The organism is Streptomyces sp. NPDC020917, assembly GCF_044333795.1.
Lineage (GTDB): Bacteria > Actinomycetota > Actinomycetes > Streptomycetales > Streptomycetaceae > Actinacidiphila.
This window is the reverse complement of sequence record NZ_JBIRRR010000008.1, coordinates 103,224-117,697: the sequence shown is the minus strand read 5'-3', so window position 1 is coordinate 117,697 and position 14,474 is coordinate 103,224. Positions and strand designations below refer to the sequence as shown.

Annotated in this window: 16 protein-coding genes; 8 read left to right on the top strand and 8 right to left on the bottom strand. The window is 72.2% G+C overall.

Annotated elements, in window-relative coordinates:
• Nucleotides 1–183 precede the first annotated feature (183 nt).
• Nucleotides 184–972, bottom strand: a complete 789-nt coding sequence (locus ACH4TG_RS19395; protein WP_398243571.1) for a VOC family protein — start codon at nucleotides 970–972, stop codon at nucleotides 184–186.
• Between the two features lie 279 nt (nucleotides 973–1,251).
• Here ACH4TG_RS19395 and ACH4TG_RS19390 point away from each other — a divergent pair, with 279 nt between their 5' ends.
• The 4 genes from ACH4TG_RS19390 (at nucleotide 1,252) to ACH4TG_RS19375 (ending at nucleotide 4,476) form a co-directional block, all read left to right on the top strand.
• On the top strand, nucleotides 1,252–1,899 hold the full coding sequence (locus ACH4TG_RS19390; protein WP_398243570.1) for a TetR/AcrR family transcriptional regulator: 648 nt from the start codon (nucleotides 1,252–1,254) through the stop codon (nucleotides 1,897–1,899).
• A gap of 155 nt (nucleotides 1,900–2,054) precedes the next feature.
• Nucleotides 2,055–2,312, top strand: coding sequence for a hypothetical protein (locus ACH4TG_RS19385; protein WP_398243569.1), 258 nt, complete (start codon nucleotides 2,055–2,057; stop codon nucleotides 2,310–2,312).
• Nucleotides 2,313–2,316: 4 nt separating this feature from the next.
• Complete coding sequence (locus ACH4TG_RS19380) at nucleotides 2,317–3,240, top strand: trypsin-like serine peptidase (RefSeq protein ID WP_398243568.1); 924 nt, start codon at nucleotides 2,317–2,319, stop codon at nucleotides 3,238–3,240.
• A 66-nt stretch (nucleotides 3,241–3,306) separates the two neighbouring features.
• Nucleotides 3,307–4,476 (top strand): flavin-containing monooxygenase, encoded by a 1,170-nt coding sequence (locus ACH4TG_RS19375; RefSeq protein WP_398243567.1) that lies wholly within the window; start codon nucleotides 3,307–3,309, stop codon nucleotides 4,474–4,476.
• 84 nt (nucleotides 4,477–4,560) lie between these two features.
• Here ACH4TG_RS19375 and ACH4TG_RS19370 read toward each other — a convergent pair whose 3' ends face one another.
• Nucleotides 4,561–5,943, bottom strand: coding sequence for an MFS transporter (locus tag ACH4TG_RS19370; RefSeq protein WP_398243782.1), 1,383 nt, complete (start codon nucleotides 5,941–5,943; stop codon nucleotides 4,561–4,563).
• 19 nt (nucleotides 5,944–5,962) lie between these two features.
• On the opposite strand from ACH4TG_RS19370, the gene ACH4TG_RS19365 reads away from it, so the two are divergent.
• On the top strand, nucleotides 5,963–7,000 hold the full coding sequence (locus tag ACH4TG_RS19365) for a GlxA family transcriptional regulator (RefSeq protein ID WP_398243566.1): 1,038 nt from the start codon (nucleotides 5,963–5,965) through the stop codon (nucleotides 6,998–7,000).
• A 38-nt stretch (nucleotides 7,001–7,038) separates the two neighbouring features.
• Here the strand turns inward: ACH4TG_RS19365 and ACH4TG_RS19360 are convergent, their stop codons facing one another.
• The 3 genes from ACH4TG_RS19360 to mca form a co-directional block, all read right to left on the bottom strand.
• Nucleotides 7,039–7,443 (bottom strand): ATP-binding protein, encoded by a 405-nt coding sequence (locus tag ACH4TG_RS19360; RefSeq protein WP_398243565.1) that lies wholly within the window; start codon nucleotides 7,441–7,443, stop codon nucleotides 7,039–7,041.
• 359 nt (nucleotides 7,444–7,802) lie between these two features.
• Nucleotides 7,803–8,309: an O-acetyl-ADP-ribose deacetylase gene (locus ACH4TG_RS19355; RefSeq protein ID WP_398243564.1), complete on the bottom strand. Its 507-nt coding sequence runs from the start codon at nucleotides 8,307–8,309 to the stop codon at nucleotides 7,803–7,805.
• A 15-nt stretch (nucleotides 8,310–8,324) separates the two neighbouring features.
• A complete protein-coding gene (mca, locus tag ACH4TG_RS19350; protein WP_398243563.1) occupies nucleotides 8,325–9,176 on the bottom strand; it encodes a mycothiol conjugate amidase Mca in 852 nt (283 codons plus the stop codon).
• 166 nt (nucleotides 9,177–9,342) lie between these two features.
• Here mca and ACH4TG_RS19345 point away from each other — a divergent pair, with 166 nt between their 5' ends.
• Entirely contained in the window at nucleotides 9,343–10,011 is a 669-nt protein-coding gene (locus ACH4TG_RS19345; RefSeq protein WP_398243562.1) for a TetR/AcrR family transcriptional regulator, read from the top strand.
• A 69-nt stretch (nucleotides 10,012–10,080) separates the two neighbouring features.
• Here ACH4TG_RS19345 and ACH4TG_RS19340 read toward each other — a convergent pair whose 3' ends face one another.
• Entirely contained in the window at nucleotides 10,081–10,452 is a 372-nt protein-coding gene (locus ACH4TG_RS19340; RefSeq protein WP_398243781.1) for an STAS domain-containing protein, read from the bottom strand.
• A 298-nt stretch (nucleotides 10,453–10,750) separates the two neighbouring features.
• Between ACH4TG_RS19340 and ACH4TG_RS19335 the strand changes: the two genes are divergently transcribed.
• The gene (locus ACH4TG_RS19335) at nucleotides 10,751–11,326 is read left to right on the top strand and encodes a sigma-70 family RNA polymerase sigma factor (protein ID WP_398243561.1); all 576 of its coding nucleotides are present in this window, start codon (nucleotides 10,751–10,753) and stop codon (nucleotides 11,324–11,326) included.
• A complete protein-coding gene (locus tag ACH4TG_RS19330) occupies nucleotides 11,323–12,750 on the top strand; it encodes a maleylpyruvate isomerase family mycothiol-dependent enzyme (RefSeq protein ID WP_398243560.1) in 1,428 nt (475 codons plus the stop codon). The genes ACH4TG_RS19335 and ACH4TG_RS19330 overlap by 4 nt, the downstream gene beginning before the upstream one ends.
• A gap of 51 nt (nucleotides 12,751–12,801) precedes the next feature.
• Here ACH4TG_RS19330 and purU read toward each other — a convergent pair whose 3' ends face one another.
• Complete coding sequence (gene purU / locus ACH4TG_RS19325) at nucleotides 12,802–13,713, bottom strand: formyltetrahydrofolate deformylase (protein ID WP_398243559.1); 912 nt, start codon at nucleotides 13,711–13,713, stop codon at nucleotides 12,802–12,804.
• A 70-nt stretch (nucleotides 13,714–13,783) separates the two neighbouring features.
• Nucleotides 13,784–14,230 (bottom strand): hypothetical protein, encoded by a 447-nt coding sequence (locus ACH4TG_RS19320; protein WP_398243780.1) that lies wholly within the window; start codon nucleotides 14,228–14,230, stop codon nucleotides 13,784–13,786.
• Nucleotides 14,231–14,474: the final 244 nt, after the last annotated feature.

Genomic DNA, 14,474 nt, shown 5'->3' with positions numbered 1-14,474 from the left:
CGCTGCGACACGCCCGCGGAGCGAACTCGTTATCATCCGCTCCCGCCGCGATGGCGTCCATGCCCCGCGCGCCGCGACGTCAACTCGCTGCGTTCATACAGGAGTCGGGCAGGCACCGGAACACCCCGGGCGCGGTGCGGGACCGCGCGGCCGGGGTGCCCGGATACCGAGACGGGCGCCGCGCTACGCGCCGGGCGGGGGGCCGACCCTGCGCGTGACGTCGATGATCGCGAAGGCCGCACCCTGGTCGTCGGTGACGGCGGCCATGCGGCCGAAGGGCGAGTCCTGCGGCTCCTGCTGGACCTGGCCGCCGAGCCGGCGCACGGTGCCCGCGGCGGCGTCGCAGTCCTCGACGACGAAGTAGACGCGGTAGGCGGACGGGGCGTCGGCCGGCAGATCGCCGCGCTGCATCCGGCCGGCGACCGGTTCGGGCGCTCCGGGCACGGTCCACACCTTGTAGTCGAAGGTGGAGCCGTCGCCGACCTGCTGGCCGTGGTAGCCGAAGACCGCCTCGTAGAAGGGGTCGGCGGAGGCGGCGTCACGGGTGTGGTTCTCCGCCCAGCAGAAGCCGCCGGGCTCGTTGACGACGCCGAAGCCCGGGTGGGCGCCGGGCTGCCAGAGGCCGAAGAAGGAGCCGCCGGGGTCCACCGCGCCCCCCATGACGCCGACGTCGCCGACGGTGTCGGGGCCGAAGACGATCTGGCCGCCGTTCTCGCGGACCTTGGCGGTGGTCTTGGCGATGTCGTCGGCGGCGAGGTAGACGCTCCACGCCGTCGGCATCGACGGGTCCATCTTCCCCATCAGCGCGGCGGCGTTCTTCCCGTCGCGCAGCGCCATCGTGTAGTGGCCGAACTCCTCGCCCGTGTCCTGGAACGTCCAGCCGAGCAGTTCGCCGTAGAAGCGCTGTCCGGCCGCCAGGTCGGGCAGCGACGCGTCGGCCCAACAGGGTGCGCCTTCGCTGAATGCGGACATCTCCGGTCCTCTCCGTACGTCCTGAGTCCTTCCTTGCTGCCACCGTAGCCAGTGACGCAGGTCACTGCTGGCCTTCTATTCGAACATATGGTCAATTTTTCGGCGGCGCGCCCATCGGGCTCACATTTCACCCGTTCACACCATTCCGGACGGCGCCCCGAGGGGCGAAATCACCCCGCAAAACCCGGGATGAGCTGCGGATTCATCAAGTGGAAGGGTGGCTTCCCCATTTGCACGCCGTCAGATCGCGCGCTGATCACCCGCCGGTAAACTGACGGCATGACAGGACAAGTTCGCACCGTCGACGGCCGTGTGGCAGGCCGCCGCGGGCAGGCCACGCGGCAGAAGCTGCTCGACTGCCTCGGCGAGATGCTCAGCACGTCGCCGTACCGCGATGTCAAGGTGATCGACGTGGCCCGGATGGCGGGCACCTCCCCGGCGACGTTCTACCAGTACTTCCCGGACGTCGAGGGCGCCGTACTGGAGCTGGCCGACGACATGGCCAAGGAGGGCGCGGCGCTGACCGATCTGGTCGCCGGGCGCTCCTGGGTCGGCAAGGCCGGCGCCCAGACCGCGGAGGACCTGGTGGACGGCTTCCTCTCCTTCTGGCGCAAGCACGACGCGATCCTGCGCGTCGTCGATCTGGGCGCGGCCGAGGGGGACAAGCGGTTCAACCGGATCCGCACCCGGATCCTCACGGCCGTCAGCGGCTCCCTGACCGAGGCGGTCAAGGAACTGCAGAGCAAGGGGCGCGTGGACAAGGACGTCAGTGCACCGGCCGTCGCCAGTTCCCTGGTGGCGATGATGGCCGCCGTCGCTGCCCACCAGAAAGGTTTCAGCGGAACCGGGGTGAAGCAGGCCGACCTCAAGCCGACCCTGGCACTGCTGGTCTATCTGGGCGTCACCGGCAAGAAGCCGACGAAATAGTCGGCGAGGGAGCCGGCCTCCTTTCCCCGGGAAGGCCGGGGAGACCGTCCGCGTCCCGCGCCCATCAGGCCGCCGCCCCCGGACGCCCGACAGCCGGACAGGCCGATCAGCCCCGACAGGCGACGCGGCGCCCTCGGCCGGGCATGATGTGCGCCATGAGCAGCAGCCGTCCTCCCACCCCGGACAAACCGCGGCGCAGCGGCCTGTCCCGCTTCCTGTCCCCGGGCCCCGACTCCTCGACGGCGCAACTGCGCGCCTACGCGATCGTGTGGGCGCTGCTGCTGCCGGTCTGGATCAGCGCCCAGTGGTGGTCGCACCCCGACACCTTGAGGCGGATCCTCTACATCCTGCTGTCCGTCATCTCGATCACGCAGTCGCTGAGCGCGGTGGCCCTGCTGCGCAAGCGCCGCTGAGCAGGTGCCCGTGCTCCGCCGGCTGCTCCTCCCCGCCCTGTGCACCGCCGTGCTCACGGTGGCCGCCGCCCTGCTGCCCGGCGGCGTGCACGTGCCCGCGTCGCGGGGCTGGACCAACCAGGCCGCGGCCCGGTTCTGGACGCCGGAGCGCATGGCGGACTCCATGCCGGACTCGGGGCTGCCGTCCGACCCGGGGGACCCGCCCGATCTGATCACCCCGCCGGACGCCGACGTCGGCTCGCTGGCCGCCATCGGCACCGCCGTGCACTTCGAGGGCATCCCCACCGTCGGCATGCTCTTCTCCGTCGGCAGCGACCTGGCGGCGCACTTCTGCACCGCGAGCGTGGTGCACAGCCCCGGCCGGGACCTGCTGCTCACCGCCGCGCACTGCGAGGGCGGCTCGCACCTCGGCTTCGTCCCCGACTACCGCGCCGGCACCGGTGCGCAGCCGTACGGGATCTGGGCGGTGGACCGGGAGTTCACCGACCCGCGCTGGACCCCCGACGACGACGCGGCCTCCGACTACGACTTCGCGTTCGCCACCGTGAGCCGCGGCCCGCACGGCGAGCGGCTGGAGGACGTGACCGGCGCCAACCGGCTGGCCCGCACCCCCGGTTACCGCAACCGCGTCACCGTCATCGGCTACCCGCACGGCGCCGACGACCCCAGCGACCAGGCCGTCACCTGCACCACCACGACCGGACGGCTCGAAGGCGAACAGCAGTTGCAGATGGACTGCGAGGGCTTCTACAGCGGCACCTCCGGCAGCCCCTGGATCCTGGACTACACCAGCCGCACCCGCAGCGGCACCGTCATCGGCGTGATCGGCGGCCTGGACGGGGGCGGTACCACGGATCGCATCTCCTACAGCCCGTTCCTCGGAGATGCCGCCCTCGCGCTGTACCGCACCGCCACGCAGTCGGGTTGACCTGTTAACTTCCGATACCACCACTCTTCCTGACTGCAGGACGTCTCAGGTTCCGGGAGTTCCACGATGGCCGACCCCACGCCCGCCGCCCCGGGCGCCACCACCTCCCCGGCGGCGCCCGACGCCGTCGTCATCGGCGCCGGACCCGGCGGGCTCGCCGTGGCGGCCGCGCTCCGCGAACGCGGGCTGCGCCCGCTCGTCCTGGAACGGGCGGAGCGGCTCGGCGCCTCCTGGCGCAGCCACTACGACCGGCTCCACCTGCACACCACCAGACGGCTGTCCGCACTGCCGGGGCTGCCCATTCCCCGCGCGTACGGGCGGTGGGTGGGGCGCGACGACGTGATCCGCTACCTGGAGCGGTACGCCGAGTACCACGACCTCGACATCGCGACCGGCATCGAGGTGGAACGCGTGGAACGGGCGGGTGCCGGCTGGGAACTGCCCGCGACCGGCGGGCGGATGATCTCCTCCCCGGTGGTCGTGGTGGCCACCGGCCACAACCACACGCCGTACATACCCGACTGGCCGGGACGAAACACCTTCTCCGGGGATCTTCTGCACGCGGCCGCGTACCGCAACGCCGCTCCCTACGCCGGGCGCGACGTACTGGTGGTGGGCGTCGGCAACACCGGCGCCGAGATCGCCGTCGACCTGGTCGAGGGCGGCGCGGCCCGGGTCCGCCTCGCGGTGCGCACCGCGCCGCACATCCTGCGCCGCTCCACCGCGGGTTGGCCCGCGCAGGCCAGCGGGATCCTGTGCCGGCGGCTGCCCACCGGCGTGGTCGACCGCATCGCCCCCTACATCGAGCGGATGGGCGTCCCCGACCTGACGGAGTTCGGCCTGCCGCGGCCCGAAAGCGGCCTGTACGCGCGGGTCCTCGACGGGGCGATCCCGGTCCAGGACGTCGGCATCGTGGACGCGGTGCGGACCCGCAAGGTCGAACCGGTCGCCGCCGTCGAGGCGTTCGACGGCGACAAGGTGCGGCTGGCCGACGGCACCGGCATCGGCCCCGAGGTGGTCGTCGCGGCGACCGGCTACCGGCGCGGCCTGGAGCCGCTGGTCGGCCACCTCGACGTCCTCGACGAGCGCGGGCGCCCGGTCGTGCACGGCGCCGCGACCCCGCCCGGCGCACCCGGGCTCTACTTCACGGGCTTCACCAACCCGATCAGCGGGATGTTCCGCGAGATGGCCATCGACGCCCGCCGGATCGCCCGCTCGGTGGCCCGCAACGGCTGACGGCCCCCGGCGGACGACGCGCTGTGGTCACCCGCGCGGGTGACCACAGCACCGGACCGGAACCACCGCGGCCTTACCGGGCGTTCACCCGGCGACCGCCACCGCGGGAGCGGCGACCGGACGGCGGCGGATGACCAGGGACATCAGCGCGGCGATCCCGCACAGCGCGCCGGAGGTGTACCAGACCACGTCGTACGAACCGAGCGCGTCGCGGGCGACGCCGCCGAGGTAGGCCACCAGCGCGGCGCCGACCTGATGGGACGCCAGCACCCAGCCGAAGACGATCGCGCTGTTCTCGCCGTAGTGCTCGCGGCACAGGGCGATGGTCGGCGGCACGGTGGCCACCCAGTCCAGACCGTAGAAGACGATGAACAGCACCATCGGCGGGTGGATGCTGTCGGAGAGCAGCATCGGCAGGAACATCAGCGACAGCCCGCGCAGGCCGTAGTAGATCGCCAGCAGGCGCCGCGGCGAGATCCGGTCGGTGAACCAGCCCGAGGCGACCGTGCCCGCGATGTCGAAGATCCCGATGACGGCGAGCAGCGACGCCGCGGTGGTGACCGGCAGCCCGTGGTCGTGGGCGGCGGGCACGAAGTGGGTCTTGACCAGGCCGTTGGTGGAGGCGCCGCAGATCGCGAAGGTGCCGGCCAGCAGCCAGAAGGTGCCCGTGCGGCTCGCGTCGCGCAGCGCGTGCAGCGCCCGCAGGGCGGATCCGGCACCGGGCGCCGGCTTGGGCACGAACTCCGTTGCCCCGTAAGGCGCGAGGCCCACGTCCGCCGGGTGGTCCCGCAGCAGGAACCAGACGAACGGCACCACCGCGAGCGCCGCCAGGGACACCGTCGCCGCCGCCGGCCGCCAGCCGTGGTGCTCGGTGATCCAGGACAGCAGCGGCAGGAAGACCAACTGGCCGGCCGCGCCGCCCGCGGTGAGGATGCCGGTGACGAAGCCGCGCCGGGCCACGAACCACCGGTTGGTGACGGTCGCGGCGAACGCCAGCGCCATCGACCCGCTGCCCAGGCCCACCAGCAGGCCCCAGCACAGCACCAGTTGCCAGCTCTGGGTCATCCAGACGGTCAGCCCGGAGCCGAGCGCGATGGTGGCCAGCGCGCAGGCCACCACCGTGCGCATGCCGAAGCGGTCCATCAGTGCGGCGGCGAACGGCGCGGTGAGCCCGTACAGCGCCAGGTTCACCGACACCGCGAGGCCGATCATGCCGCGCGACCAGCCGAACTCGGTGTGCAGCGGGTCGATCAGGAGCCCGGGGAGGGAGGCGAACGCGGCGGCGCCGACGAGCGTCACGAACGTCACGAGGGCGACCGTCCAGGCGCGGTGCACCCGCAGGCGGGGACGGCGGACGGCCCCGGGCGTGGGCGAGTCGCCGGTGACCGGCGCGGGGGGCTGGGAAGTCTGCGTCACTCCCTCAGTGTCGGGATCGCGGTCCCTCGCGACGAGTGGCCGGAGGGCCATGGTGTGCAAGAATCGGGCCATGGCCGAGACCGCAGAGCAGCCCGTCGCGAGCCCGGGACCGTCCGCGGTCTTCACGCAGCCCGGCCGGCACCGGGTGGCCGTGTTCGCCCTGGACGGCGTCATCCCCTTCGAACTCGGCATCCCCCTGCGGATCCTGGGCGGCGCCCGGCACCCGGACGACGGGACACCGCTGTACGAGGTGGTGACCTGCAGCCTGCGACCGGGCACGGTCCGGACCGACGCGGACTTCCCGATCGTCGTGGAGCACGGCGTGGCCGCCCTCGCGGAGGCCGACACGGTGATCGTGCCCGCCTCGCACGAACTGGGGTCCGTCTTCTCCGAGGGCCGGCTGCCCGGGCCGCTCGCCAAGGCGTTCACCGTCGTCCGGCCGGGCGCCCGCATGGTGTCGATCTGCACCGGCTCCTTCCTGCTCGGCGCGGCGGGACTTCTCGACGGCCGCCGCGCGACGACCCACTGGAGCAGCGCGGACGACTTCCAGCGCCTCTTCCCGAAGATCAAGGTCGATCCCGACGTGCTCTACGTCGACGACGGCGACGTGCTGACCTCGGCGGGTGTGGCGGCCGGCATCGACCTGTGCCTGCACATCGTCCGCCGCGACTTCGGCACGGCGGTGGCCAACTCGGTCGCCCGCCGCACGGTGGTGCCGCCGCATCGGGAGGGCGGCCAGGCGCAGTATGTGCGGCGTCCATTGCCCGAGCCCCAACTGGCCAGCACCGAACGGGCCAGGGCGTGGGCGCTGGACCGGCTCGACCAGCCGTTGTCCCTGCGCGAGATGGCGGAGCGGGAGTCGATGAGTGTGCGGACCTTCACCCGCCGCTTCCGCGAGGAGGTCGGACTCAGCCCGGGGCAGTGGCTGACGCAGCAACGCGTCGAGCACGCACGCCAGTTGCTGGAGTCAACGGATCTGAGCGTGGACCAGGTCGCACGCCAGGCCGGTTTCGGCACGGGCGCGTCCATGCGCCAGCATCTCCAGGCGGCACTGGGCGTCTCTCCGACGGCGTACCGCAGGACCTTCCAGACCGCTCAGGTCAGGTGAGCCTTTCCGCTGCTGCGGAACCGTCCATGGGCGGCAGGTCAGGTGAGGACGGCGCGGTCGACCTCGCACCAGATGCGCTTGCCGGCACCCTCGGGCTGCCATCCCCAGCGGTCGGCCAGGCCGTCCACCAACTCCAGGCCCCGACCGCCGGTTTCGTCCCGCTGGGCGTGCCGCGGGGCGGGCGGGGTCACGCTGGCGTCGGCGACCTCGACGCGGACCGGGGCGGCGGGCGTGACCGGGAACAGCATGCGCAGCACCGCCGGACACCCGGTGTGCACCACGGCGTTGGTGACCAGCTCCGAGATGAGCAGGATCAGGGTCTCGGCGACCGGCTCATCGGCCCCTATTCCGGAACCTGCCAGCCGCGAACGCGCCCACCGACGTGCCCGCCCGACTTCCGCGGGATCGACGCCGACCTCCAGCTGCATCTGAAGCACCTGCACTGTTCACACCATCCGAACCGGCGGACACATCGCCTCACGCCTGCCCAAGATCACCGTGCGTGATCCGGACATCACACAGCATGGTTGACCCACGGTCACCCCAACAAGCGCTTCGGGCATATTCCAGCGCAATGGCGGGAGGGTGTTGCATACTGTGTCGCGCACTCGGCGAGGGACAGCGCGCCCAGGTACAACGCCCACTCGACCCAGCCGAGTGGCGCTTTGAGAGTCCCCTGAACGCACGCGCACCCGATGGAGCGTACCCGAGGACGGTCCCGACTCCACCGCGTAACAAGTCACGCATCGGACACAACACCGTGCGGACGCTCCGTAACCGTGCACGGAGTGACGCATGAGGCTCACCGATGAGCGACAAAAGCCTCATATGCGTCCGAACCGAAGAGCACGAAGCGCACCTCGCTCATGGCGGCGTCGGACTCCCGCACGGTCCGCACGGCGATCCGCGCACCGTCGTCCATCGGCCAGCCGTAGACACCGGTGGAGATGGCCGGGAAGGCGACGCTCTGGGCGCCGAGCTCGTCCGCGACGCGCAGCGACTCGCGGTAGCAGGACTCCAGGAGGGCCGACCGGTCCTCGTGGGGCTGCCAGACCGGGCCCACGGTGTGGATGACCCAGCGCGCCGGGAGCCGGCCGGCGGTGGTCGCGACCGCCTGCCCGGTGGCCAGGCCGGACCCGTAGTGGCCGGCGCGCAGGTCCCGGCAGGCGGCGAGGATCTCGGGACCGCCCTTGCGGTGGATCGCGCCGTCCACTCCCCCGCCGCCGAGGAGTGAGGAGTTCGCTGCGTTGACGATCGCATCCACCTGCTGCTCGGTGATGTCGCCCTGGGCGAAGGTGATCTGAACCATGGGGTCATAGTGGCGTCACTCCTGGATGCCGTCGAAGAGGTTTGACTCGGGCAGGCGCGCGGGCCGCCGGGAGCGGGCGAGGATGTAGTCCTCCGTGGGCCACAACCGGCGTTCGAGGTCGCGGGGATGGGCGAAGAAGGGGTTGTCCGGTGCCGCCTGGCTGGTGTGCGCGCGAAACGCCCGGTCCCGGGTCGCGAAGTGGTCCGCGCAGGCGATGCGGGTGGTGGGCGTGAGTTCGGGCGCCCAGTCCGGCCAGTCGTCGAGCACGGCACCCATCGCCGAGGGGATCCCCTCCGCGGTCATGCCGTGGTGGAGGGTCTCGAACCAGGCCCGCGAGAAGGCCACCAGGTAGTAGAGCTTGCTCGGCTGCCAGACCGGTCCCGCGTCCGGGCAGGCCCCCGCGTCACCGGCCGCGTCGAAGGCCGCCAGCGTCACCCGGTGCGTGTGGACGTGATCGGGGTGGGGGTATCCGCCCGACGGGTCGTAGGTGACGACCACGTGCGGGCGGACCTCCCGTATGACCGCGGCCAGCCGCTCCGCCGCGATCGGGACGTCCTGCCGGGCGAAGCAGCCGTCCGGCAGCGGCTCGCCTTCCGCCACCAGGCCGGAGTCGGTGAAGCCGAGGAACCGCTGGCGCACGCCCAGTACCGCCGCGGCGGCGGCCATCTCGCGGCGCCGCAGCGCCGGCAGGTCGGCGCGCACCTCAGGGGTGTCCAGTAAAGGGTTGAGCACGTCACCGCGCTCACCGCCCGTGCACGTCACCACGGTCACCTCCACGCCCTGCGCGGCGTAGTGCGCCAGGGTGGCCGCGCCCTTGCTCGATTCGTCGTCGGGATGGGCGTGGACGGCCATGAGCCGGAGCACCATGCGGATCACCTTCCTCGGTCGGTCGGGTCGGGCCGGTCAGGCCCGGGCTGCCCGCGCTTCGTGGCGGATCTCCCGAGCCGGGCTTTTCCTTACTGGACATAAATTTAGGTCGGACACAGATTCGGGTCAAGCACTTTTTTTGGTCCGACCCACTAAACTCACCGGCATGGCGCAGCTCCGCGAGCTCAAGAAGCAGCAGACCCGGCAGGCGATCACGAACGCCGCCACCGTTCTCTTCATGGAGCGCGGCTTCGAGGGGACGACGATCTCCGACGTCGCCGAGGCCGCAGGCGTCTCCAAGATGACCGTCACGAACTACTTCCCGCGCAAGGAGGACCTCTTCTTCGACATGCACGAGGAGGTGGTGACCGGGCCGGCCCGGGCCGTCGCCGCGCGTCGCGCCGGCGAGTCCGCGCTGGACGCGGTGCGCCGCGACTACCTGGCGGCGGTGGAGCGGCACGACCCACTGCTCGGCTGGACCCGGCCGGGCTTCACGCAGGTGATCGACGACAGCGCCGTACTGCGGGCGCGGCTGCGGGAGTTGTTCGACCACCAGGAGCAGGCGCTGTCGGTGGTGATCGCGGAGGCAGAGGGCGAGGAAGCGGACGCGTTCACGCCGCGCCACGCGGCGGCCCAACTGGGCACCGTCCTGCGGCTGCTGTTCGCGGAGGCGCAGCGCCGGGTGCGGCGGGGAGCGGATGAGGGCGAGGTGTTCGCGGTGCTGGACGCCACCGCCCGCGCGGCGTTCGCGCGGCTTGAGCCGTCACTTTCCGGCTACGCGGTCCGTAGCGCCGAGTTCGGCGACGACTGGGCGCCGGTGGGCGAGGACGGCTGAGAACCGTCCGGGAGGCCGGAATGCAGTGGGCTCGGGCGGGAGCCGTGGGCTTCGGCGGGGAGCGTGGGCTCAGGCGGACAGCGGCCGCGCGGCGTCGTCGGTGGCGGCGCCCAAATCGGGGTAGACGTCGAAGAGCCTGCGCACGCCCAGTGCGGCCAGCACGCGGTTGACGTGTGCGCCGCCGACGGTCCCCGGCTCGCCGTGCTCGGGCAGCACGATCCTCAACCGGCCCGCGCAGGACCGCATCAGACGGCGGGCGCCGATCAGCACGCCCACGCCGCTGGAGTCGCAGAAGCGCACGCCGGAGAGGTCGAGGACGACGCTGCGCCGCCCGTCGGCCACGGCGTCGTGGACCTTCTGCCGGACCGCGGGTGAGGAGGTCAGGTCCATCTCGCCCGCGACCGTCACCACTGCCCAGCCGTCCTGCTCGGCCTGGGTCACCAGCACGTGGTCCCACCTCGCCTTGCCGTCGACTTGCTCCGGGTCGTCACAACGACCCTATGCCCGTTCTCTGTCGTAACACTGCCGTCTCCTGGTCACACCCGCATAACAGAGCGCCAAAACCGGTCGCGATCGGCAGCAGGTTGGTGCAAACCGGCGTACGCCGTCGCGGACGGCCGGTAACGTCGGTGCCGAGCGCCTCCGGACCGGACGGACAGGCATGGCCGCCGCCGGTGCGGGCAGGGGTGCGGGGGAACCGGACGCGCGACGAGGTGGGACGAGGCGAAGGGGACGGGAGATGGCGACACCCGCACCACCGCGCTGGGACCGCAAGATGCAGCAGCGGCTGGCGCGCGGCGAGGAGGCCGCGCTCGCCGAACTCTACGATCGCTACGCCTCCCTCGTGCACAGCCTGGCACACCGCGTGATGGACGACGACGAGGCCGCCGACCTGATCACCCGTGAGGTGTTCGGCTACGTCTGGGAGAACCCGGACGCCTACGACCCCAAGTTCGGTTCGCTGCGCTCCTGGATCGCCGCTCTCACCCAGCGCCACGCCGTGCACCAGCTGCGCGAGTACGAGCACCACGGGCAGTCCTCGCCCGCGGAGGTGGAGGAGCGGGTCCGCGAGGCGAACACCGCGGCGCGTGCCGACTTCATCGTCACGTCGATGCCCGCGCCGCTGCGCGCGGCCCTCGAACTCGCCTACCGGGAGCGCCTCGACTACCGTGCCGCGGCCGCCGGGCTCGGGGTGAGCGAGGACGAGGCGCGGCGCCGGCTGCGGCTGGGCCTGCAGCTGCTGTCCACGGCCATGGAACCGGGCGATCCTCCGGCGCACTCGCTGGACGCCCGCCAGCCGCGGGGGCTGCGGTGAGCGGCGCGGCATACCGCAACGGCGACGGTGGCGGCGGTCATGGCGAGGGCGACGGTGTACCCCGCGTGCCGTACCAGCGCGAGCAGCGCGGTGCGCCGGGCGAGCCCGCGCGCCTCCCGTTCTCCGGTCCCCATGGACCGCAGGACCGCCATGGCTCCCCGGACGCCGGCGACCCGCAGGACCGTGAGCACCCCGGGGACCCGGGGCCGGGCGGTGGCGCCGTGACGCCGGCCACTCCCGCGCTGCCGCACTACGACCACGGCACGCTCAAGTCGCTGCTCGGCGCTTGGGCGTTGTCGGCCTGCTCGCGGGACGAGTCGCTGGCCGTCGAGGTGCATCTGACGGACTGCGCCACCTGTGCGGAGGAGGCGCTGCGGCTGCGGGACGCGGTCGGGCTGCTGCACCAGGAGGAGTCGCTGGACCTCGATCCGCTGCTGCGCGCACGGGTCCTGGAGGGCTGCCTCGGCCGCCGCCCGGCGCGGATCCCGGTGCCGGTGTGGGCGGGCCCCTACGACGCGGAGGCGGCGCGGCTGGACGCCCTGCTGCGCGACCTCGGGGACGGCTACTGGAAGGCGCCTGTCGAGCTGCGCTGGTTCGACGAGGAGCCTGTGTCGCAGCAGTTCACGGTCGGGCAGGTCATCGCGCATCTGGCAGCCGTGGACAGCCTGGTGGCCAGGGCGCTGGGCCTGCCGGGCCCGAGCAGCGGCTACCCGGGTCCGGGGCAGGAGGATCCCGGGGCGCCGGAGAACGCCGCCAGGGCCCGCTTCTGGCGGGCCCGCGGCGACGCCGAGCTGCCGGTCGAGCCGCGGCAGCGGACCGACGCCCACTGGTCGGGCCGGAGCCACCTTCCCGGTGCGACCCTGCGCTCGCTGTGGCGCGAGCAGAGCCACAGCCTGGTGCGCACGGTGTCGTTCGCGGGCCCCGGCGTGTCCGGTCTCGACGTGGACTACGGCACGTTCGCGCTCCCGCTGCAGGACGCGTTCCTGGACCGGGCCTTCGAGTGCTGGATACACGCCGGGGACATCGCCGAGGCGGTGGACTACCCGTACGAGCCGCCCGCGCCGCGCCATCTGCACCGGATGATCGACCTGGCGGCGCGGCTGCTGCCGACGGCGCTGGCCGCCCGCCGCAGATCGGGCCGTGCGGAGCCGCCGTCGCGGCTGATGGCGGCGGGCGCGCCGGGCCGGTCGCTGCGGCTGGAGATCGAGGGTGAGGGCGGCGGCAACTGGTACCTGCCGCTGGACTCGCCGGGCGCCCTGGCCTCCGCGGAGGGCGAGGTCGCCCATGTGGCCATGGACGGCCAGGAGTTCTGCCAGCTCGCGGCGGGCCGTCTGCAGCCGGAGCACGCGGCGGCGGGCAAGGACGGCGACCGCTCGGCGATCAGGGACGTGCTGTACGCGGCTGCTTCGCTGTCGCGCCTGTAGGACGGCCACCGCGCGGGGCCGGGCCGCGTCAGGGCCCAAGCGCTCCTGCCCTCAGGCGAAGACGACGGTGCGGTGCCCGTCGAGCAGTACGCGGTGCTCGCTGTGCCACTTCACCGCGCGGGCCAGCGCCTGGCACTCCACGTCCCGGCCGACGGCCACGAGCTGTTCGGGCGTGACCTCGTGGCCGACGCGCTCGACCTCCTGCTCGATGATCGGCCCCTCGTCGAGGTCGGCCGTCACGTAGTGCGCGGTCGCGCCGATGAGCTTGACGCCGCGGGCGTGCGCCTGGTGGTAGGGCTTGGCGCCCTTGAAGCTCGGCAGGAAGGAGTGGTGGATGTTGATGATCCGCCCGGACAGCTTGCCGCACAGGTCGTCGGAGAGCACCTGCATGTAGCGGGCGAGGACGACCAGCTCGACGCCCTCCTTCTCCACCAGCTGCAGCAGCTGTGCCTCGGCCTCGGCCTTCGTCTCCCGGGTGACGGGGATGTGGTGGAACGGCACGCCGTAGGAGCCGACGAGCTCGCGGAAGTCGGTGTGGTTGGAGACCACGGCCGCGATCTCGACCGGCAGCGCGCCGATGCTGGTGCGGAACAGCAGATCGTTGAGGCAGTGGCCGAACTTGCTGACCAGGAGCACGATGCGCATGCGCTCCTCCGACGGGTGGATCCGCCACTCCATCTGGTAGGCGCCTGCCACGGCGGCGAAGCTGGCACGCAGCTTGTCCGCGGTCACCGCCGGCTCGGCGGAGAAGTGCACGCGCATGAAGAACAGGCCGGTGTCCTGGTCGCCGAACTGCTGGCTGTCGACGATGTTGCAGCCGGTCATGAACAGGTAGCTGGAGACCGCGTGCACGATGCCCTGCTTGTCGGGGCACGACAGCGTGAGCACGTACTGCGGGCGCGGCTGCGGCTGCGACTCCGGCTGTGCCTGGGGCTCGGCGGCGGACGACGGCTGTGCGTTCACGCTGCCAGCCTCGCACAGGCGGCACCGCCCGGGCACAGGTGTCCGGCTGCCGGACTCCCGGGCCGTGGGGTCAGGCGGTCCTGTTGAGGATCGCCAGCACCTCGAGCGAGCGCGGCGGGGCGTCGGGGTCGTCCTGGTCGGCCGTCGCCAGCCGCACGTGCGCCTCGCGGGCGGCGCGCACGGCCTCGGGCCAGCCGGGGTGCTCCAGGTAGGCGCTGACCGGTGCGTCGGCGCCGACCTGGTGCAGGATCTTCAGCACCCGCAGCACCGCGACGTCGACCAGCGCGGCCTCCTGGGAGTCGCGGAATATGGTGCCGACGTACTTCTCCGCCGACCAGTTGTCGAGCCAGGTGTCCTCGACGAGCCGGTAGACGGCGTCGGTGACGTCGCCGTACCCCGGGATGCCGGCCTGCCAGACGTCGCGCTGGAAGACCGGGTCGCTGATCATGTGCAGCGCGGAGCGCACATTGCTGCGCCAGCGCCACCACGGCATGTCATTGAGCGGCATGCCTCCCATCGTGGAGGAGCGGCGGCCGCGACGGGAAGAGTTCTCCGAACCTTGCACGAGGCCTGATCGTACGCAATCGAACAGCGGCACCTGTAATTCACCTGAAAGTGACCGTTCGTTCCGCTGCGGTCACCCTCACGTTGGGCAGTAGGCGGAATCTTCCGGAGACATGACTGGACAGCGTGTGCGGGGGACCCGCCGGGCCGCCGTCGCCCTTCTCGCCGCGTCGGCGCTGCTCAGTGGCTGCGGGGTG

Coding starts and splice junctions, on each gene's coding strand:
- ACH4TG_RS19395 (WP_398243571.1), bottom strand. CDS start 972: ATGTCCGCATTCAGCGAAGGCGCACCCTGTTGGGCCGACGCGTCGCTG.
- ACH4TG_RS19390 (WP_398243570.1), top strand. CDS start 1,252: ATGACAGGACAAGTTCGCACCGTCGACGGCCGTGTGGCAGGCCGCCGC.
- ACH4TG_RS19385 (WP_398243569.1), top strand. CDS start 2,055: ATGAGCAGCAGCCGTCCTCCCACCCCGGACAAACCGCGGCGCAGCGGC.
- ACH4TG_RS19375 (WP_398243567.1), top strand. CDS start 3,307: ATGGCCGACCCCACGCCCGCCGCCCCGGGCGCCACCACCTCCCCGGCG.
- ACH4TG_RS19370 (WP_398243782.1), bottom strand. CDS start 5,943: ATGGCCCTCCGGCCACTCGTCGCGAGGGACCGCGATCCCGACACTGAG.
- ACH4TG_RS19365 (WP_398243566.1), top strand. CDS start 5,963: ATGGCCGAGACCGCAGAGCAGCCCGTCGCGAGCCCGGGACCGTCCGCG.
- ACH4TG_RS19355 (WP_398243564.1), bottom strand. CDS start 8,309: ATGGTTCAGATCACCTTCGCCCAGGGCGACATCACCGAGCAGCAGGTG.
- mca (WP_398243563.1), bottom strand. CDS start 9,176: ATGGTGCTCCGGCTCATGGCCGTCCACGCCCATCCCGACGACGAATCG.
- ACH4TG_RS19345 (WP_398243562.1), top strand. CDS start 9,343: ATGGCGCAGCTCCGCGAGCTCAAGAAGCAGCAGACCCGGCAGGCGATC.
- ACH4TG_RS19335 (WP_398243561.1), top strand. CDS start 10,751: ATGGCGACACCCGCACCACCGCGCTGGGACCGCAAGATGCAGCAGCGG.
- ACH4TG_RS19320 (WP_398243780.1), bottom strand. CDS start 14,230: ATGGGAGGCATGCCGCTCAATGACATGCCGTGGTGGCGCTGGCGCAGC.